At 74.0% G+C, this 18,069-nt stretch carries 20 protein-coding genes, 1 tRNA gene and 1 riboswitch; of the genes, 6 read left to right on the top strand and 15 right to left on the bottom strand.

What is annotated here, in order from left to right:
* Window positions 1–7: 7 nt before the first annotated feature.
* The 4 genes from H9624_RS07485 to H9624_RS07470 are packed head-to-tail and all read right to left on the bottom strand — an operon-like array spanning window position 8 to window position 4,273.
* Window positions 8–553, bottom strand: coding sequence for a hypothetical protein (locus H9624_RS07485; protein WP_251839255.1), 546 nt, complete (start codon window positions 551–553; stop codon window positions 8–10).
* Window positions 550–1,563 carry an ABC transporter ATP-binding protein gene (locus tag H9624_RS07480; protein ID WP_251839254.1) on the bottom strand — a complete coding sequence of 338 codons (1,014 nt, stop codon included), beginning with the start codon at window positions 1,561–1,563 and terminating at the stop codon, window positions 550–552. The genes H9624_RS07485 and H9624_RS07480 overlap by 4 nt, the downstream gene beginning before the upstream one ends.
* Window positions 1,557–3,257 carry an ABC transporter permease gene (locus H9624_RS07475; protein WP_251839253.1) on the bottom strand — a complete coding sequence of 567 codons (1,701 nt, stop codon included), beginning with the start codon at window positions 3,255–3,257 and terminating at the stop codon, window positions 1,557–1,559. The genes H9624_RS07480 and H9624_RS07475 overlap by 7 nt, the downstream gene beginning before the upstream one ends.
* Window positions 3,233–4,273: a thiamine ABC transporter substrate-binding protein gene (locus H9624_RS07470; RefSeq protein ID WP_251839252.1), complete on the bottom strand. Its 1,041-nt coding sequence runs from the start codon at window positions 4,271–4,273 to the stop codon at window positions 3,233–3,235. The genes H9624_RS07475 and H9624_RS07470 overlap by 25 nt, the downstream gene beginning before the upstream one ends.
* A 50-nt stretch (window positions 4,274–4,323) precedes the next feature.
* A riboswitch (TPP riboswitch) is annotated at window positions 4,324–4,429 on the bottom strand.
* Window positions 4,430–4,510: 81 nt separating this feature from the next.
* On the opposite strand from H9624_RS07470, the gene H9624_RS07465 reads away from it, so the two are divergent.
* Complete coding sequence (locus H9624_RS07465; protein WP_251839251.1) at window positions 4,511–4,789, top strand: DUF4235 domain-containing protein; 279 nt, start codon at window positions 4,511–4,513, stop codon at window positions 4,787–4,789.
* Between the two features lie 12 nt (window positions 4,790–4,801).
* On the opposite strand, the gene mnhG is transcribed toward H9624_RS07465, so the two are convergent.
* From mnhG to H9624_RS07435, 6 genes are read right to left on the bottom strand one after another with little or no spacing between them, the layout of a single operon-like run.
* Complete coding sequence (mnhG, locus tag H9624_RS07460; protein ID WP_251839250.1) at window positions 4,802–5,251, bottom strand: monovalent cation/H(+) antiporter subunit G; 450 nt, start codon at window positions 5,249–5,251, stop codon at window positions 4,802–4,804.
* Window positions 5,248–5,670 (bottom strand): MrpF/PhaF family protein, encoded by a 423-nt coding sequence (locus H9624_RS07455; RefSeq protein WP_251839249.1) that lies wholly within the window; start codon window positions 5,668–5,670, stop codon window positions 5,248–5,250. Before H9624_RS07455 ends, mnhG begins: the two co-directional genes overlap by 4 nt.
* Window positions 5,667–6,329 (bottom strand): Na+/H+ antiporter subunit E, encoded by a 663-nt coding sequence (locus H9624_RS07450; RefSeq protein ID WP_251839248.1) that lies wholly within the window; start codon window positions 6,327–6,329, stop codon window positions 5,667–5,669. Before H9624_RS07450 ends, H9624_RS07455 begins: the two co-directional genes overlap by 4 nt.
* The gene (locus tag H9624_RS07445; protein ID WP_251839247.1) at window positions 6,326–7,918 is read right to left on the bottom strand and encodes a Na+/H+ antiporter subunit D; all 1,593 of its coding nucleotides are present in this window, start codon (window positions 7,916–7,918) and stop codon (window positions 6,326–6,328) included. The genes H9624_RS07450 and H9624_RS07445 overlap by 4 nt, the downstream gene beginning before the upstream one ends.
* Entirely contained in the window at window positions 7,915–8,436 is a 522-nt protein-coding gene (locus tag H9624_RS07440; protein WP_251839246.1) for a Na(+)/H(+) antiporter subunit C, read from the bottom strand. Before H9624_RS07440 ends, H9624_RS07445 begins: the two co-directional genes overlap by 4 nt.
* On the bottom strand, window positions 8,433–11,441 hold the full coding sequence (locus H9624_RS07435) for a Na+/H+ antiporter subunit A (RefSeq protein ID WP_251839245.1): 3,009 nt from the start codon (window positions 11,439–11,441) through the stop codon (window positions 8,433–8,435). Before H9624_RS07435 ends, H9624_RS07440 begins: the two co-directional genes overlap by 4 nt.
* A 354-nt stretch (window positions 11,442–11,795) precedes the next feature.
* On the opposite strand from H9624_RS07435, the gene H9624_RS07430 reads away from it, so the two are divergent.
* The 3 genes from H9624_RS07430 to H9624_RS07420 are packed head-to-tail and all read left to right on the top strand — an operon-like array spanning window position 11,796 to window position 13,848.
* Entirely contained in the window at window positions 11,796–12,668 is an 873-nt protein-coding gene (locus H9624_RS07430) for a hypothetical protein (RefSeq protein ID WP_251839244.1), read from the top strand.
* Window positions 12,665–13,228: a phage holin family protein gene (locus tag H9624_RS07425; RefSeq protein ID WP_286010906.1), complete on the top strand. Its 564-nt coding sequence runs from the start codon at window positions 12,665–12,667 to the stop codon at window positions 13,226–13,228. Before H9624_RS07430 ends, H9624_RS07425 begins: the two co-directional genes overlap by 4 nt.
* A complete protein-coding gene (locus H9624_RS07420; protein WP_251839243.1) occupies window positions 13,228–13,848 on the top strand; it encodes a DUF3618 domain-containing protein in 621 nt (206 codons plus the stop codon). The genes H9624_RS07425 and H9624_RS07420 overlap by 1 nt, the downstream gene beginning before the upstream one ends.
* 44 nt (window positions 13,849–13,892) lie before the next feature.
* Here H9624_RS07420 and H9624_RS07415 read toward each other — a convergent pair whose 3' ends face one another.
* The 3 genes from H9624_RS07415 to H9624_RS07405 form a co-directional block, all read right to left on the bottom strand.
* Window positions 13,893–14,900 carry a hypothetical protein gene (locus H9624_RS07415; protein ID WP_251839242.1) on the bottom strand — a complete coding sequence of 336 codons (1,008 nt, stop codon included), beginning with the start codon at window positions 14,898–14,900 and terminating at the stop codon, window positions 13,893–13,895.
* Window positions 14,900–15,478 carry a dCTP deaminase gene (gene dcd / locus H9624_RS07410; RefSeq protein WP_251839241.1) on the bottom strand — a complete coding sequence of 193 codons (579 nt, stop codon included), beginning with the start codon at window positions 15,476–15,478 and terminating at the stop codon, window positions 14,900–14,902. The genes H9624_RS07415 and dcd overlap by 1 nt, the downstream gene beginning before the upstream one ends.
* Window positions 15,479–15,533: 55 nt before the next feature.
* Window positions 15,534–15,607: transfer RNA gene (locus H9624_RS07405), tRNA-Gly, on the bottom strand.
* A 125-nt stretch (window positions 15,608–15,732) separates the two neighbouring features.
* Here H9624_RS07405 and H9624_RS07400 point away from each other — a divergent pair.
* Window positions 15,733–16,314 (top strand): winged helix DNA-binding protein, encoded by a 582-nt coding sequence (locus tag H9624_RS07400; RefSeq protein WP_251839240.1) that lies wholly within the window; start codon window positions 15,733–15,735, stop codon window positions 16,312–16,314.
* A 1-nt stretch (window position 16,315) separates the two neighbouring features.
* Here the strand turns inward: H9624_RS07400 and H9624_RS07395 are convergent, their stop codons facing one another.
* Window positions 16,316–16,813 (bottom strand): MarR family winged helix-turn-helix transcriptional regulator, encoded by a 498-nt coding sequence (locus H9624_RS07395; RefSeq protein WP_251839239.1) that lies wholly within the window; start codon window positions 16,811–16,813, stop codon window positions 16,316–16,318.
* A gap of 55 nt (window positions 16,814–16,868) precedes the next feature.
* Window positions 16,869–17,579, bottom strand: coding sequence for a M50 family metallopeptidase (locus tag H9624_RS07390; RefSeq protein WP_251839238.1), 711 nt, complete (start codon window positions 17,577–17,579; stop codon window positions 16,869–16,871).
* Window positions 17,580–17,624: 45 nt separating this feature from the next.
* On the opposite strand from H9624_RS07390, the gene H9624_RS07385 reads away from it, so the two are divergent.
* A complete protein-coding gene (locus H9624_RS07385) occupies window positions 17,625–18,068 on the top strand; it encodes a (deoxy)nucleoside triphosphate pyrophosphohydrolase (protein ID WP_251839237.1) in 444 nt (147 codons plus the stop codon).
* Window position 18,069 lies beyond the last annotated feature (1 nt).

Genomic DNA, 18,069 nt, shown 5'->3' with positions numbered 1-18,069 from the left:
TGGTGGGTTACTTCAGGCGCTCGAGGGCCTCGGCGACGTCGACCAGGACGTCGAGGTAGCGGTCCAGCTCCGTGAGGAGCGGCTCGCCGGGGAGCCAGCCGACGACGACGCCCCGCTCCACCCGCAGCGACAGTCCCGTCGGGGCTCGCTCGCCCAGCCACGCGCCGCCCTCGGCGCCCAGCTCCTCGGCGGGGACGCCGTCGGTCATCATCTGCGCGACCGGCACCGCGGCGCGCAGCTCGACGGTGAGGACGTGGGTGACCTCGCGCGGCGGCGCCGTCTCGAGCCGGAAGGACGTCGCCTCCCGGCCGCGGTACTCCCCGGCGACGGCGTCGTCCACCTCCCGCTCCGGTGCCGTGAAGGGCAGGCACTGCCAGCGGCCGAGCACCTCCGGGGCGTCTCCCAGCACCCGCCAGCCACGCGGCGCGGCCCAGATCTCCAGGCGCTCGGTGCGGCGGACGGCGCTGCCGAGCCGCCGGCGCGAGCGGGCCAGCAGCAGCGCCGGCACCGCGACGACCGCCACGAGGAGGAGCAGCATGAGCGTCTCGTTCACCGGGACACCACCGCCACGTGCTCGGCGGCCACGCGCACCCGGGCGGTCTGCGGCACCTCACCGTCCGCCGGCACGCGGACCACGGCCCCCTGACCGTCGGGCAGCGTGACGTCCAGCTCGCGCTCCCCGCGGCGCACCCGCCACCCGCGGACGGGGACCGGCTCGCCGTCGTCGTCGGGCACGAGCGCACGCGGGCCCAGCGCGAGGCGCACCTCGCCGCCCACGCCGCCCGGCTCGTCCACCACCGCGCCCAGCGGCCCGCGCACCTGCCCGTCGACGACGACGGCGTCGACGACCGGTCCGTAGCCGAGGAACCGGGCCACCTCCTCGCTCGCCGGCGCGCGCCACAGCCGCTCGGGCGTGTCGGCCTGCAGGACGCGCCCGCGCGCCATGACGGCGATGCGGGAGGCGACGGTGAAGGCCTCGTCGTGGTCGTGGGTGACGTAGACGGCGGTGGTGCCGGTCGCGTGGATGATGTCGCGCAGCTCGCCGGCGAGGTGCTCGCGCAGCGAGCGGTCCAGGGAGGAGAGCGGCTCGTCGAGCAGGAGCAGCCGCGGGCGCGGTGCCAGCGCGCGGGCGAGGGCCACCCGCTGCTGCTCCCCGCCGGAGAGCGTCGTCACCGGGCGCTCGCCGTAGTCACGCAGGCCCACGAGCCGCAGCAGCTCGGCCACGCGCGCCTCGCGCTCGGCGCGCGGCAGCCCGCCGATGCCGTAGGCGATGTTCCCCGCGACGTCGCGGTGCGGGAAGAGCTGGCCGTCCTGGAACATGAGCCCGAAGCCGCGCCGGTGCACGGGCACGGCCGCGAGGTCGTCCCCGTCCCAGCGCACCTGCCCCGCGGTGAGCGGCTCGAGCCCGGCCACCGCCCGGAGCAGCGAGGACTTCCCGCAGCCGGAGGGGCCGAGCAGCGCGAGCACCTCACCGGCGGGGACGTCGAGGCTGACGTCGTCCACCGCCGTCGGGCCGCCGGGGTAGGTGAGGACCGCCCCGCGGACCTCCAGTCCGTTCACCACGTGCCCATCCTGTCTCCTCGGAGGCGTTCGGCCAGCATCATGACGCCGGCGGTGAGGGCGGCGAGGACGACGGACGCCGCGAGCGCCATCCCGTAGTTCTCCGCGCCGGGGCGGCCGATGAGCCGGAAGATGACGACCGGCAGCGTGGGGCTCTCGGGGCGCGAGAGGAAGGCGGTGGCGCCGAACTCCCCGAGCGAGACCGCGAAGGCGAAGCCCACGGCGAGGCCGAGGCCGCGGACGAGGAAGGGGCCGTCGACGGTCGCGAGCACGCGTCCGGGGGACGCCCCGAGGACGGCCGCCGCCTCCCGCAGCCGGGGGTCGATCGCCCGGAGCACGGGCAGCACCGTCCGCACGACGAGCGGGACCGCGACCACCGCCTGGGCGATCGGCACGATGAGCGCCGAGCCGCGCAGGTCGAGGGGCGGGGAGTCGAGGGTGATGAGGAAGCCGAAGCCGACCGTCACCGCGGACACCCCGAGCGGGAGCATGAAGACGGCGTCGAGCACCCCCAGCGCCCGGCGTCCGCCCGGCGAGCGGGGCCGGCGGGAGACGACGAGCGCGACGAGCGTGCCGACGACGACGGCGATGACGGTCGCGTCCACGGCCGCGCGCAGGGAGTTGAGGGCCGCTTCCCACACGGTGACGGTGAGGGCGTTGGTGCCGCCCGTCGTCGCCAGCCGGCGGAAGTTGTCCAGGCCCCAGCCCTCGGGGGTGCGCAGCGAGCCCGTGAGGAGGTGGGCGAGCGGCAGGACGAGCAGCCCGAGGACGACGACGGCGGTGACGGCTGCCGCGGGCGTGTCCGGTCCCGGCCGCCCGGCCTGGCGCAGCCGCAGCGGGTGGGTGGCGGAGCGGTCGGCGCGCAGGTGGAGGGAGTGGTCGTAGTGCCGGCGGGCGCGGGAGGCGAGGAGCAGGGCGGCGCCGACGACGACGAGCTGGAGGACCGAGAGCACCGCGGCCGCCCGCAGGTCGAGGAACTGGGTGGTCTGGATCCACACCTCGGTCTCGATCGTCCCGTAGCGCAGCCCGCCCATCGTGAGGACGACGCCGAAGGACGTCGCGCAGAAGAGGAAGACGACGGCGCCCGCCGAGACGACCGCCGGGGCGAGGGCGGGCAGGGTCACCGTGCGGAACGCCCGCCACGGGGAGGCACCGAGGCTGCCGGCCGCCTCCTCGGCGCGCGGGTCCAGCCGCTCCCACAGCGCCCCGACCGTGCGCACGACGAGCGCGTAGTTGAAGAACACGAGCGCCGCGACGACCGCCGCGAAGGTCCCGTCGATGCCGAGGAAACCGAGCGGCCCGGTCTCCACGAGGAGGGAGCGGAAGGCGACGCCGACGACGACCGTCGGCAGCACGAAGGGCACCGTGACGAAGCCGCGCACGAGCCGGCGGCCCCGGAAGCGGCAGCGGTAGAGCACGTAGGCCCCCGGGATGCCGAGGAGCAGGGCGAGCGCGGTCGCGGTGAGCGACTGGCCCACCGTGATCCCGATGACCCGCCACGTCCGCCGCCGCGAGAGGACCTCGGTGATGCCCCCAAGGTCCAGGGCGCCGTCGGGCACGAAGCCGCGCGCCACCATCGTCACGACCGGCCACAGGAAGAAGACGGAGAGGAACGCGAGCGGCACCCCGGCCGCGAGCACCCAGGCGAGCGCGGCCGCCGGGCTGCGCCGGGTCAGCCGACGACGATCTCGGTCCACGTCTCGATCCACCGGTCCCGGTTGTCCGTGATGGCCTGCGGCTCCACCTCGTGGGGCGCCGGGCTCACCGGGGCGTGGTCCGCCCACTCCTGGGGCAGCCCGACGCCGTCGAGCACGGGGTACATGAACATGCTGCCCGGGATGTCGGCCTGGACCTCGGGCGAGAGGAGGAAGTCGACGAACTCCTGGGCGCCCTCGACGTTCTCGGCCCCGGCCAGCACGCCGGCGTACTCGGTCTGCCGGAAGCAGGTCTCGAGCAGTGCCCCGGTCCGCGGCTCGGAGCCGTCCGCGGGCACCTCGGCGGCGGGCGAGGAGGAGTAGGACAGGACGAGCGGCCGCGGCCCGGCGCCCTCGGACCCGGAGAAGTCGACGTAGTAGGCGTCGGACCAGCCCTCGACGACCCGCACGCCGTTGGCCCTGAGGTCGCGCCAGTACTGCTCCCACCCGTCCTCCCCGAAGGCGCCGACGGTCGCGAGGAGGAAGGCGAGCCCGGGCGACGACGTCGCGGGGTTCGTCACCACGAGCAGATCGGCGTAGGTGGGGTCGGTGAGGTCCTCGAGCGTCTGCGGCTCGGGGATCCCCTGCTCGCGGAACCACTCGTGGTCGACGTTGACGCACACGTCCCCGAAGTCGACGGCGGTGAGGGAGTCCTCCATCGCCGTCCGGACGGCGTCCGGGGAGCGGTAGGGCTGGAGGACGCCCTCCTCGGCGGCCCGCGCCGCGAAGGAGTTGTCGATGCCGTAGACGACGTCGCCCAGCGGGTTGTCGCGGGTGAGGACGAGCTGGTTGACCAGCGCGCCGCCGTCGCCGGGGGTGATCTGCTCGACGGTGTAGCCGGTGCGCTCCTCGAAGGCGGTGAGGAGCCCCTCGCTGAGGGTGAAGGAGTCGTGGGTGACGACGCGGAGCACGTCCGCGTCCTCGCCCCCTCCCCCGCCCGAGCCGGTGGCGCTGCACGCCGCCAGGGCGAGCGTCGCGACGAGCCCGGCGGCCACCGTGCGGGTGCGGTGCGTGGTCATGCGTCCTCCTCAGGTGCAAGGAGGGGTCCGGGCGCGGGTCACCGCGTCCCGGGGAGAGAATCCCGACTTCCTTCGCCGGTGCTAGCCGGAGCAGGTTCGAGGGTCTGCGGCCTCACCGCACTCTCAGCACCGTCCGGTGCTCCCCTGTCGTTCGCTCACGATGCTACCTCGCGGGCAGGTGTGCGCGGCGCCACGGGCCCCGTTAGGTTTGTCCCCAGCCCTCAAGGATGGAGTGACATGGACATCGGGTGGAAGATCGTCAGCACCGGGTCGGCAGTCCTTGCCGGCCTGCTCGCCAACAAGCTCCTCGACATCGGGTGGAAGGCCGTCACCGGGCACGAGCCGCCCGGTGACGACAACGACGACCCCGCGGTCAGCCTCACCGAGGTCGTCGTGTTCGCCGCGGTCAGCGGCGCCGTCATCGGGCTGAGCCGCCAGCTGGCGCAGGCCGGGGCCGCGAAGTGGTACGGCGGGCCGGTGGAGAAGAAGTCCCCCAACCCCGTCACCGGGCCGTAGCCGCCCCGCGCCTCAGCCGTCCGCGGGCGAGGTGCCGCGCGCGTCGCGGCCCTCGTCCGCGCTGGCGGTGCGCTTCTCCCGCTCGAGCTCGAGCCGGTCGAGCTCGTCGAGCTTCTCGGCCCGCTCGAGGTCCTCGGTGAGCTCGTCGACGACGAGCAGCGAGTGGTCGACCTTGCCGGTGCGGTAGCCGGCCCGGCTCAGCATGTGCGCGGAGATCGGCCCCGTCACCAGCTGGAACGCGACGACGAGCAGCAGGGTGACCCCCGCGGTGACGCTGCGCAGCTCGATCCCCAGGCCGAGCATGAGGAGCATGAGGCCGAGCACCTGCGGCTTGGTCGCCGCGTGCATGCGGGAGAGCAGGTCGGGGAAGCGGACGATGCCGAGGCCCGCGACGAGGGCGAGCAGCGACCCGCCGATGAGCAGGAACCCGGCGACGACGTCGAGGACGGTGTCGGTGGTCATCGGTCCCTCCTGCGGTGTTCCTCGTCGTCGTCGGCCTCGACGGAGACGATGACCGACCCGCTGTCCTCGTCCTCGTCGGCGTCCGGCCCGTCCTCGTGCGCAGCGTCGCGCTGCGAGAGGATGTCCTCGAGCTCGTCCTTGGTGAGGATGCGGCCCTCCTCGGCGGACTCCGCCGCGGCGAACCGGGCGATGGAGACCGAGCCGATGAAGCCGACGAGGGCGAGGACGATGAGCACGGGGACGAGGTCGCCGCGCTTGGTCGCGGCGGCGATGATCGCGACCGTGCCGATGAGGACGGCGGTCGTGACGTCCACCCCGAGGATGCGGTCGAACATGCTCGGCCCGCGCTCGACCCGGGACAGCGCCATGAGGGCAGCGGCCAGCAGGATGACGAAGCAGATGACGTAGACGACGGTCATGACGCCTCCTCCCGACGGGCGTTCATGTCGCGGTCGACGCGGTCCCCGGAGCTGCTGCGCTGCTTGCCGGCACGCGCGGAGCTGCCCGGGGTCAGACCGGCCTCGATGAGCTCCTCGCGGCTGCCGAAGGCGCGCAGGATGCGCTCCTCCTGGTCGAGGACGGCCTGGTGGGCCCGCTCGAGGCCGCCGTGCATGTCGACGTCGAGGATGTGGTGGTAGAGCGTCCCGGTGATGCGGTGCGCCTCGATGACGACGGACCCGGGCACGAGGGACGTCATGCCGGCGACCATCGTGAGGTAGACGTCGTTGTGGCTGCGCAGGCGCACCCGGATGACCGCGCCCCGCGGCGGCTTGCGGCGCACGGCGAGGGCCGCGACCTCGACCGACGCCTTGACGACGTCCCACAGGAAGTAGGCGAGGAGGAGCACGACGCCCCAGGGCCGGAAGCGGCCGTCGAAGGGCGTGCTGGGCAGAGGGAGCACCGCGGTGACGAGGACGGCGAGGAAGGCGCCGATGACGACGTTGGCGAGGCTGAGGTCGCCCCACAGGGCGACCCACACGGCGGTGAGCCACAGGAGGATGCCCCAGTTCGCCCGGGGCCGGAAGCGGCCGCGCGGGCGGTGCTCCTGGGGCTGCTGCTTGGCGATGTGCGGGCTCACGGCACCTCCTCCCGGGTCTCCTGCTCCTCGCTGATCTGGCCCGACTCGCCGTTGCGCTCGGCCTCCTCGGTGAGGTCCGAGGACTGGCCCGAGCCGCGCAGGCCGTCGGGCAGGACGGTGGAGATGTACGGAGTCTGCTGCCGCAGGTCGCGGGCCGCGCGGTCGGTGTAGTCGAACAGCGGCCCGGCCACGACGGTGAAGGCGAGGGACATCGCGACGAGCGCCGCCGTGGGCCCGACCATCGAGCGCGGCGTGGACGTGTCCGGCAGCGGCTCGGGGGCCTCCTGCCAGAAGGCCTGGTTCCACGCCTTGCTCACGGCGTAGAGCGTGAGGAGGCTCGTGACGAGCGCGGCGCCGACGAGCGTCCAGTCCAGCGCGCCGCCACGCTGCGCGCCGGCCTCGATGAGGCCGACCTTGCCGAGGAAGCCGGACATCGGCGGGATCCCGGCGAGGTTCATCGCCGGCACGAAGTACAGGACGGCGAGGAGCGGCGCGACCCGCGCGAGCGAGCCGAGCTTGGCGAGGGACGTCGTGCCGCCCCGGCGCTCGATGAGGCCCGCGACGAGGAAGAGGGCCGTCTGGACGGTGATGTGGTGGACGACGTAGAAGATCGCCGCGGACAGCCCGGCCTCCGTCGACATCGCGATGCCCCACACCATGTAGCCGATGTGGCTGACGAGGGTGAACGACAGGAGCCGTTTGATGTCCTGCTGGGCGACGGCGCCGAGGATCCCGATGACCATCGTGAGGAGCGCGAGGACCATGAGGACGTCGTCGGCCCGGCCGTCGGGGAAGAGCAGCGTCTGGGTCCGGATGATCGCGTAGACGCCCACCTTGGTGAGGAGGCCGGCGAACACGGCGGTGACCGGGGCGGGCGCCGTCGGGTAGGAGTCGGGCAGCCACGCGTGCAGCGGGAAGATGGCCGCCTTGATCCCGAAGGCGACGAGCAGCATGAGCTGGAGGACGAGCTGGGTCCCCGGGTCGATCTCCGAGAGGCGTTGGGACAGCTGCGCGAGGTTGACCGTGCCCGTGGCGGCGTAGACGAGCGCGATCGCCGCGAGGAAGAGGATCGAGGACAGGATCGAGACGACGATGTAGACCGTGCCCGCCCGTACCCGCTCGCGGGACCCGCCGAGGGTGATGAGCACGAAGCTCGAGACGAGGAGGATCTCGAAGCCGACGTAGAGGTTGAAGAGGTCGCCGGTGAGGAAGGCGTTGGAGACGCCCGCGGAGAGGATGAGGTACGTCGGGTGGTAGATCGCCACCGGTGCGCCCTCGTCGCCGTCGGCGTTGCCCTGTGCCAGCGAGTACAGGAGCACCCCGAGGGTGACGGCGACGGAGACGACGAGCAGGAGCGCCGAGAGCCGGTCCGCGACGAGCGCGATGCCCACGGGCGCGGCCCAGCCTCCGATGTCGACGGCCATCGGGCCGTCGTTGACGAGGACGAGCAGCGCGATCGCGACCCCGAGCACGGTGGTGAGCGCGGTGAGCGTGACGATCCGCTGGACGTGCGGGAAGCGGGCGAGCGCGAGCGCCAGCCCCGCTGCGACGAGGGGGATGAGGACGGGCAGCGGCAGGAGAAAGCTCATCGCAGCTCCTCGTCGTCCAGGCCGAGGCCCGGACGGCGGCGCCTGGGGCCGCTGCTGTGGGGCAGGACGAGGGTCTCGTCCCGGGACAGGGCGGCGTCCTCGGCCAGCGAGGTGCCGGCGTCGTCCGTGCTGCGGGCGGGCACCTCGTTGCTCTCCGCGAGCCGCACGATCCGGCGGTCCTCGAGGTCGTCCTGCACCTCGTCGTGGCCGTTGAGCTGCCAGGCGCGGTAGGCGACCGACAGGAGAAACGCGGTGAGCCCGAGGGTGATGACGATGGCGGTGAGGACGAGGGCCTGCGGGAGGGGGTCGCTCATGTTCTCCGGAGCGGTCGTGCCGACGAGCGGGGGCCCACCGGCGCGGCCGCTCGCGACGAGGAACATGATGTTGACCCCGTTGGAGATCATCGAGATGCCGATGATGATGCGCGTGAGGCTGCGCTCGAGGAGGAGGTAGACGCCGGCACCGACGAGGACGGCGATGAGCACGATGAGCGCGAGGCTCGGGGACGTGTCGATCATCGGGGCTCTCCGTCCGTGGGGCGCGGGTTGCCGACCCATCCGGCGGGCGCGGCCTCGGGCGCGGCGTCGTCGGAGGTGACCTCCGGGGAGTCGAAGGGCACGTCGGGGGCGACGTCACCCTCCCGCTCGCCCTGGCGGTCCACCTCGGCACCGAGGGTGCGGAGGATGTCGAGGACGAGACCGACGACGACGAGGTAGACGCCGACGTCGAAGAAGATCGTCGTCACGAGCTTGAGCTCGCCCATCGGGCCCAGGTTCGCCTCGATGAGGGCCGACTGGAGCACGTCCCCGCCGAAGAACAGCGGGATGGCGCCGGCGCCGGCGGAGAGGAACAGGCCCGAGCCGAGGATCCAGCCGGCCTGGACGGGCAGCGCCTCGCCCAGCTCGTAGCGGCCGCCGGCCAGGTAGCGCACGGTGAGCGCGATGCCGGCGATGAGGCCGCCCGCGAAGCCGCCGCCGGGCTGGTTGTGCCCGGCGAAGAGCAGGTAGAGGGAGAAGATCACCATCGTGTGGAAGACGAGGCGGGTGCCGACCTCGAAGATCACCGAGCGCCGCTGCGGCGCGAGGGTCGGGATGGCGCTGAGCCACTGGCGTCCGCGGCCCGCAGTGCCTGCCTCCTCGCCCCGCTCGGTCATCCGGCGGTAGAGGCTGACGTTGCGGTCGGGGACGGGCGTCTCCCACACCCGGGCCTGCCGAGGGTCGCTCAGCTTGGTCGCGCGGTCGATCTTGATCGCCCGCGCGCGGAGGAAGATGAGCGAGGCGACGCCGGTGGCCGCGGCGAGCAGCACCGAGATCTCGCCCATCGTGTCCCAGGCGCGCATGTCGACGAGGGTGACGTTGACGACGTTGCGCCCGTAGCCGTACTCGTAGGCCTCCTCGGCGAAGTCGACGGAGACGGGCACGTGGATCCGGGAGCCGGCGGCGACCATGGTGAGCCCGGCGGCGGTGAGGCCGACGATGGCGCCGAGCGCGGCGCGCCACCAGCGGGAGGCGGCGAGCGGCCGGTTGGAGAAGTAGGCGGGCAGCCGGCGCAGGACGAGGATGAAGACGACGAGCGTGATCGTCTCGACGAGCACCTGGGTGAGCGCGAGGTCCGGGGCGCCGTGGATCTCGTACAGGAGCGCGATCCCGTACCCGGAGACGCCGAGGAGGAGCACGGCCTTCAGCCGGCGCCGGGCGCGGGCGGCGAGGAGGGCCGCCAGGGCGACGACCGCGGCGACCGCGGCCTGCACCCCGCTGTCCCACAGCCGCACGTCCGCAGGCAGGACGCCGTAGGTGATGGCCGCACCGCCGGCGAGGACGACCGTCACGGTGAGGATGGTCGACAGGTAGGCGGGCAGCGAACCGCGCTGGGTGACGGCGGTGACGTCCGCCGCGAAGCGCTCGGTGCCGCGGATGATCCGGCGGTAGACGCCGGCCGCGCCGTCGAACTCCCACAGGGCGCCCTGGAACCGCTCGACCGGTGCCCGCCACAGGAAGACCACGACGCCGACGGCGACGACGAGCAGCGTGAGGTAGAGCGCCGGACCGAAGCCGCCCCAGAGGGTGAGGTGGCCGGGCTCGCCGGGGTAGCTGTCGGCGTGGGGGGCGAGCACCCGCTCGACGCCGCCGGGCAGGAAGCCGACGACGACACCGGCGACGGCGAGCACGGCGGCCGGGGTGACGATGAGCCGCGAGGTGCGCTGCGCCGAGGACAGCTCGACCCCGGGCTTGCTGGCGAAGGCGCCCCACATGAAGCGCATCCCGTACGCGAAGGTGAGGATCGACCCGAGGACGATGAGGACGAGCGCGGCGGTGCCGAAGCCGTCCTCGGTGTGGAGCATCGACTCGAGCGCGGCCTCCTTGGCCACGTAGCCGAGCGTGACGGGCAGCCCCACCATCGACGCCGTCGCCAGCGCCGCGGACGCCGCCGTCAGCGGCATGCGCCGGGCCAGCCCCGTCAGCTCCCGCAGGTCACGGGTGCCCACGGACCAGTCGATGGTCCCGACGACGAGGAAGAGGGAGGCCTTGAACATCGCGTGCGCGGCGAGCAGGGCCAGGCCGGCGAGCGCCGCGGCCCGGTTCCCGAAGCCGACGAGCAGGATGATGAACCCGAGCTGGCTGACGGTACCGAAGGCGAGCAGCAGCTTGAGGTCGTGCTGGCGCAGCGAGCGGTAGCCACCGAGCAGGAGGGTGCCACCGCCGAGGAGCAGCACCGCCCAGCGCCACAGCGGCACGTCGGCGAAACCGGGGGCCAGGCGCGCCACGAGGTAGACACCGGCCTTGACCATCGCGGCGGCGTGCAGGTAGGCGCTGACCGGGGTCGGCGCGGCCATGGCCGACGGCAGCCAGAAGTGGAAGGGCAGCAGCGCCGACTTCGTCACCGCACCGAGCAGGACGAGCGCGACGGCCACCTCGACGATCGCGCCCCCGGGCGGGGACGCGACGAGCGCGCTCAGCGAGTAGCTCCCGCCCTCGACCTCGCCCAGGGCGATGAAGCCGGCGAGCATCGCCAGCCCGCCGAAGGTCGTGAGGACGAGCGCCTGGACCGCCGCACGCCGCGAGCTCTGCCGGTCGTGGTAGTGCCCGATGAGGAGGAAGGAGGTGATGGTGGTGAGCTCCCAGAACACGTACAGGAGCAGCGTGTTGTCGGTCGTCACCAGGCCGAGCATCGAGCCCGCGAAGGCGACGAAGACGCCGGCGAAGCGGCCCAGGCCCTGGGCGGTGGCTGAGAAGTAGGCGGCGCAGTAGACGAGGACGAGAGCACCCACCCCGCCGACGAGCAGCACCATGAGCCAGGACAGGGTGTCGAGCCGGAAGGAGAGGTGGAGGTCGAGCGCCGGCACCCACGAGACGTCGACGACGGGGTGGTCCCCGCGGAGCACGGCGGGGCTGTGCGCCGCCGCCCAGGCCGCCGCGGAGGCGGGGACGAGCGCGAGGACGAGGAAGAAGCGGCGCCCCCACAGGCGCATGCACGCAGGCGCGACCACAGCCACCAGGAGGTGGAGGATCAGCAGCTGCAGCACCGGCGGCTCCGTCGAATGTCGTCGGTCATGAACGTGGTCCACGCCGGCCGTAACCACGCAGGACAACCCCCGGACCGACGCGGCTCGCGCAGCAGGGGGACATCAACACTGTATCAACCGGCCGCTGGCCCCACCCGCAACGAGGAGGAGCCGCTCGTCACACCGACGCGATCGTGAATCGGTTGCGCACAAGCCGCTCGATCCTCGTGCTCACGCGGAACTTCGCGGGTGTCATTCGTTCGGCGCATCGCCCGGTGCAACGTTTCGGGAGGCGCGCTGACGCGATTGAGACCACCCTTGGGAGGTGCCTCGAACGACCACGAGGCCGGATCAGCACCGAAGGGACTGAACCACATGACTGAGGACTTCACCCGCCCCGCGGGAAACCCAGAGGCACTCGGGCAGGACGCCGGAGCCCCGGGACGGCCGCCCGTCGGACCGCCGCCGCCGGTCGCCCCGCCCGCACCGGTGACCCCGCCCCCGCCCGGCGCGCCGGCCCCCGTCAGCACCGGCCCGGCCCACGTGGCCCAGGACGACGACAACGGTGGGGCCAAGGAGGCCGCCAAGGAGGAGGCCTCCAGGCTCGCCGGCAGCGCCAAGGAGCAGGCGGCGAACGTCGCCGGCACCGCCAAGGACGAGGTCAAGCAGGCCGCCGGTGAGGCCAAGCGCCAGGCCCAGCAGCTCTACCGTCAGGGCACCTCCGAGCTCTCCACCCAGGCCGGCACGCAGCAGCAGCGGCTCGCGAGCGGCCTGCGGTCCTTCTCCTCCGAGATGAACCAGATGGCCGACGGCACCGAGGAGCCGGGCGTCGCCACCAACGTGGCCCGGTGGGCCTCGCAGGCGGCCGACGACGCCGGTCGCTGGCTCGAGGACCGCGAGCCCGCCGAGCTGCTCGAGGAGGTGGGTCGCTACGCCCGCCGCAACCCGGGCACCTTCATGCTCATCGCGGCAGGGCTCGGCCTCGCCGCCGGCCGCATCGCCCGCAGCCTCAAGGACATGGGCGACGACGACACCGGCACCTCGGGCGCCACGTCCGCGAGCGTCCACACCTCGGGCCAGTACGGCACGGGCCAGTACGGGACGACCGGGACCACCACGACCCCCGTGGGCTACTCCACCGGCACGAGCCCGCTGAGCGGCACCGCCACTCCCCCGCCGCCCATGCACACCTACGGCACGGACACGAGCACGAGCATCGAGGGCGACCAGCCGGGCGGGCTGCGATGAGCACGCCCCCCGGTCACACTCCCCCCACCGGGGCGCCGGGCGCCAGCCCGTACGTCCCGCCCGCCGGGGCGCCAGGCGCCGGCCCGTACGTTCCCCCGGCCGGGGCACCGGGCGCGAGCCCGTACGTTCCGCCGGCCGGGGCGCCGGGCACCAGCCCGCCGCCCGAGGACGCGAGCCTCGGGGAGCTCATCGGCAACATCAGCGAGGACTTCTCCACGCTCGTGCGCCAGGAGATGGAGCTCGCCAAGGCGGAGATCTCCCAGACCGTGAGCAAGGCGGGCAAGGGCGCTGGCATGTTCGGCGGCGCCGGCCTGGCCGGGTACTTCACCCTGCTCTTCCTCTCCCTGGCCCTGTGGTGGGCGCTGGGGGCGCTCATCGGCGACGGGGACGCCCAGCCGGCACTCGGCTGGTCCGCACTCATCGTCGCGGTCATCTGGGCCGTCGTCGCCGCCGTGCTGGCGGTGACCGGCCGCAAGGAGATCAAGCAGGCCGAGGGCCTGCCCCGCACGCAAGAGACCGTGAAGAAGATCCCGGACGCAGTGAAAGGACAGGACCACTGATGGCGACCAACGATCCCGACGCGATCCGCAGTGACATCGAACGCACCCGCGCCGACCTCAGCCAGAACGTCGACGCGCTGAGCGACAAGGTGAACCCGAGCAACATCGCCCACCGTCAGGGCGACAAGATCCGCGGCGCCGTCACCGACGCCAAGGACAAGGTCTTCGGGAGCGCCACCGACGCGAAGGACAAGGTCTTCGGGGCCGCGTCCGACGCCGCCGGCTCGGTCCGCGACCAGGCCGGCCGCGCCGGCGGCGTGGCGCAGGACGCGCCGCACCGCGTCAAGGACAAGGCGGAAGGCAACCCCCTCGCCGCCGGCCTCATCGCCTTCGGCGCGGGCCTGCTCGCGGCCGGGCTCATCCCCTCCAGCCGCAAGGAGCGCGAGCTCGTGGGCGGGGCGCGTGACAGCGACGCCCTCGCCAAGGCGACCGAGGAGGTGAAGTCGGCCGCCCAGGACACCGCCGAGCAGCTCCGGGAGCCGGCCCAGCAGGCCGTCCAGGACCTCAAGGACACCGCCACGGAGGGCGTCCAGCACGTCCGCGAGGAGGGCACCGGCGCCGCGCAGGACGTGAAGTCCCAGGCGCAGGACTCCGCCGGCACCGTCCGCGACTCCCGCTGACACCCCGCGCACGCGGCGGCCCCCCCCCGGGGGCCGCCGCGTCGTCACGTCTGCGAGAGGGCGACGAGGAAGGCGTCGTCGTCGACGACCTCCCCGCCGACGACGGCGTGCAGCGCCGCCGCGACGCGCTCGACGAGGGCACGCACCTCCTCGCGCTGGCGCCGCAGCGCCAGCGGGGGCCGCGGTCCGAGCGCGAGGGCCGGCTCGTCGGGCCGCCAGCGCACCTCGTAGCTGATGACGCCGCCGCGCGCCCACGGCAGGCCGCGCAGGACGAGCGGGGTGTGCTCGTCACCCGCGACGAGCACCTCGAGCGTCCCACCGGGCACGGGCGCGAGGTGCGCGTAGCCGTCGACCACCTGGGGCTGGGAGAGCACGGCGGCGTCGAGGGCGTCGGCCTCCGCGTGCAGCCAGGCGCGCTCACCCTCGTCGAGGGCGGCGGCCGCGCGCGCCCGGTGGGGGCTGATGTCGGCCCGCTGCCGGTCGACGGGCGGGGCGGGCGCCTCGGGGACGTCGAGCGCCCGCACTCCCGGCAGGACGGGGGCGAGCACGCGGCCGCAGGCCTCGGGCTGCAGCCACACCGTCGTGTGGACGGTGAGGTCGACGGCGGAGGCCGGGTCGGGCACGAGGACCGTGCCCGTCCCCGAGACGCGCAGCGCGCCGGCGAGGCGGCGGGCCTGCGCGAGGAGGTGGTCGAGGACCCGGCGCTCCAGGCCCACCGGCTCCCCCTCGGGGAAGGCGTCGAGCAGCCCGCCGAGGCCGCGCAGCTCCGGCGGGACGGGCGCCCCGCGCTGCACGGGGCAGCGCAGCAGCATGGCGGTGGCCGCCCACGCCGGCAGGTCCAGCGCCGCCCGGACGCGGTCGTCCACGCGCCAGGGCCCGGTCAGCTGGACCTCACCGGTGAGCCGGAGCGTCGAGGGGCCGAGCCAGCCGGCGTCGTCGAAGTGCGAGACGGCGAGCGCCTCGACCTCCTCCGGGTCGACCTCCGCGGACAGGACGAGCAGGTGCCGCGGCTCCGCGAGGGCGCGGTCGAGGGCGGGCAGCTCGTCGGTCATCAGACCAGGGGGATGCGGCTGAAGTTGAGGTGGGAACGGGAGGCGGTGGGCCCGCGCTGCCCCTGGTACCGCGAGCCCTGCGCGCCCGAGCCGTAGGGGTGCTCGGCGGGGCTGGAGAGCTGGAAGAAGCACAGCTGCCCGATCTTCATGCCCGGCCACAGCGTGATGGGCAGCGTCGCCGTGTTCGACAGCTCGAGGGTGACGTGGCCGGTGAAGCCGGGGTCGATGAAGCCGGCCGTGGAGTGCGTGAGCAGGCCCAGGCGCCCGAGGGAGGACTTGCCCTCGAGGCGGGCGGCGACGTCGTCGGGCAGGGTGACGAGCTCGTAGGTCGCGCCGAGCGCGAACTCCCCGGGGTGGAGGACGAAGGGCTCGTCCGGGGCGACCTCGACGAGCCGGGTGAGCTCGGACTGGTCCTGCGCCGGGTCGATGACCGGGTAGCGGTGGTTGTCGAAGAGCCGGAACCACCGGTCGAGCCGCACGTCGATGCTGGCGGGCTGGATCATCGCGGGGTCGTACGGGTCGAGGTGGACCCGCCCGCCGTCGATCTGGGCCCGGATGTCACGGTCGGAGAGAAGCACGCAGCGATTGTGCCTCACGAATGGCGAACGGCCGGTCCCGTCGGGGCCGGCCGTCTGGAGCGGGTGACGGGAATCGAACCCGCGCCGTCAGCTTGGGAAGCTGAAGTTCTACCATTGAACTACACCCGCGTGACAGCGACTGTGCCGCTGCCGGAGACGAGTATAGCCACGGCCCGCGCGGGTTCGGAAACCGCCCTCGACGGCGGCCGGTCCGGCGGGTGGAACTCGGCGGCGTCCCGTAGCGTTGACGAACTGTGAGCATGCAGCAGGACGACCCCCCGCCGGTCCCGACCGTCGACCCCGACGAGACGGACCTCCTCAGCCGCGCCCGCCAGGTGCTGCGCGGCACGACCCCCGGGTCGGGTCTGGACGCCATCCTCGAGCTCGACAGCGACTCCGCCCAGCGGGAGCAGGCACGCCGCCTCCTCGTCGGGGGCGTCGAGGAGCTCACCGGCCTGCGCCTCGGGGAGCTGCAGGCCCTCACCGCCGTCGCCCAGGGCGCCGACCACTACCGCACGGTGGCCCGGCTCACGGGCCAGGCGGACGCCGCGTCCGCGGCCACCGTCGCCGGCCTCGTCAACAAGGGGCTGCTCAGCCGCCACCACCACCCCAACGAGCGCAACGCCGACGCCACGCCCACGCTCGTGCACCTCACGCCCAAGGGTGAGGCCGTCCTCGTCCAGTCCGAGGCGATCCGGATCCGGCTGCTCGACACCGTCGCCCAGACCCTCGGGGACCCCGAGCTCGAGCAGATGCGCATCGCCGCGGACGCGCTGAACCTCGGCGCCTTCCGCGAGCTGCCCCGCCAGATCGGCGGCACGCCGGCCGCGTCCTAGGTCAGCGCACGCCGAGGCCGCGGCCGGTCCGCACGCGGCGGCCGGGCGGCCGGGCGCGGTCAAGGACCGGGGCGAGGATCCGGGCCAGCTCGGGGACGTCCTCGGGGGCGATGGCGTCGAAGACGAGCTCGCGCACGTCGCGGACGTGAGCGGGAGCCGTCTGCTCCACCTTCCCCAGGCCCTCCTCGGTGAGGGTGGCGATGCGGGCCCGCGGGTTGAGGGGGGAGCGCTCGCGCACCACCCAGCCGTGCCGCTCGAGCCGGGTGAGCACGTGGGACAGGCGCGAGAGGGAGCCGGAGGTCAGCTCGGCGAGCTCGCTCAGCTGGAGGGTCCGGTCGTCCTGCTCGGAGAGCATGGCCATGACCATGTACTCGTAGAAGGTGACACCGGCGTGCTGCTGGAGACGGGTGTCGAGGGCACCCTGTAGCGTGGTGACGAGCTCGGAGATGCTCAGCCAGGTCTCCCGCTCGACGGGGGACAGCCAGCGCGGATCACTCATCGGTCTCCACCTCTCATGGTTGATCCTTCAAGTATCGCGTGTCGCCCGCCGCGTGTCAACGGAGCAGCTCCCACAGCCGGCCCGCCGCGACCCAGCTCGACGCGGCGAGGACGACGGCGAAGGTCAGCGCCCACAGCGCCGCCGGCACGCGGGTGAGCCGGGCGAGCACCGCCGGGTCCGAGCCACGGTCAGGCGCGCGGAGCACGGCGCCGAGGTGGCGCCAGGCACCGAGGAGCAGGACGACGCCCGCGGTGAGCAGGGCCAGGCCACGGACGCGCTCGTCCGCCGCCCACCACAGCCATCCCGCGGCGGCGAGCGCCGCGACCATGACGAGGACGGTGTAGACCGAGCGGGAGCGCAGCAGGCCGAGCAGGAGGAGCAGCGCGAGGACGAAGGTCGTCGGGCCCGTCCACCCGCCCGTCCCCGCGAGGACGAGCACGAGGCCCACGAGCGCCGGCGCGGGGTAGCCGGCCCACGTCGTCGCCACCCGCCCCGGGCCGCGCGAGCGGCCCACCGTGACGGTGTGCCCCGACATGTCCGGGCGCAGGACCAGCCCGGTGAACGAGCGCCCGACGAGGACGCCGACGAGCGCGTGCCCGAGCTCGTGGACCACGGTGACGGCCACCCGGAGCAGCCGCCACAGCGGACGCACGCCGACGATGAGCAGGCCGGCCGCGAGCGCCGCCCACACCGCCGCGTCCGGGACGCCGAGCTCGGCCAGCGGCGCACCCGGGCGCAGCCGCTCGAGCACCGCCGTGAGGTCCATCCCGCCATCGTGCCGTGGCCGGCGCGGCAGCGGTAGCGTGCACGGGTGCCCGCCCTCCCCGCCGACAGCTCAGCGCCCGCCTGGGCAGGCCGTCTCGTCGTCGCCGCGGCGATCGTCGACGACGTCGCCCGGCCGGCCCGCCTGCTCGCCGCCCGCCGGTCCGCACCGGCCGAGCTCGCCGGCCGGTGGGAGCTGCCCGGCGGCAAGGTCGAGCCCGAGGAGGACCCGGTCGCGGCGCTGCACCGCGAGCTGCACGAGGAGCTCGGCGTGCGCGTGTCCCTGGGGGCGCCGGTGGCCGGGCCACTCGGCGGGGACTGGCCGATCACGCCCGTCCTGCGCCTGCGCGTGTGGCTCGCGGGGACCCGGTCCGGGGACCCGCAGCCGCTCCTCGACCACGACGAGCTGCGGTGGGTGGGCCCTGCCGACTGGGCCGCGCTGCCCTGGCTCCCCGCGGACCTGCCGGTCGTCGCGGCGCTGGGGCTGCGCTAGG

Source organism: Oceanitalea stevensii, from assembly GCF_014837105.1.
Taxonomy (GTDB): domain Bacteria; phylum Actinomycetota; class Actinomycetes; order Actinomycetales; family Actinomycetaceae; genus Oceanitalea; species Oceanitalea stevensii.
The sequence above is the reverse complement of the archived record's forward strand: the minus strand, read 5'-3'. Positions and strand labels throughout refer to the sequence as shown.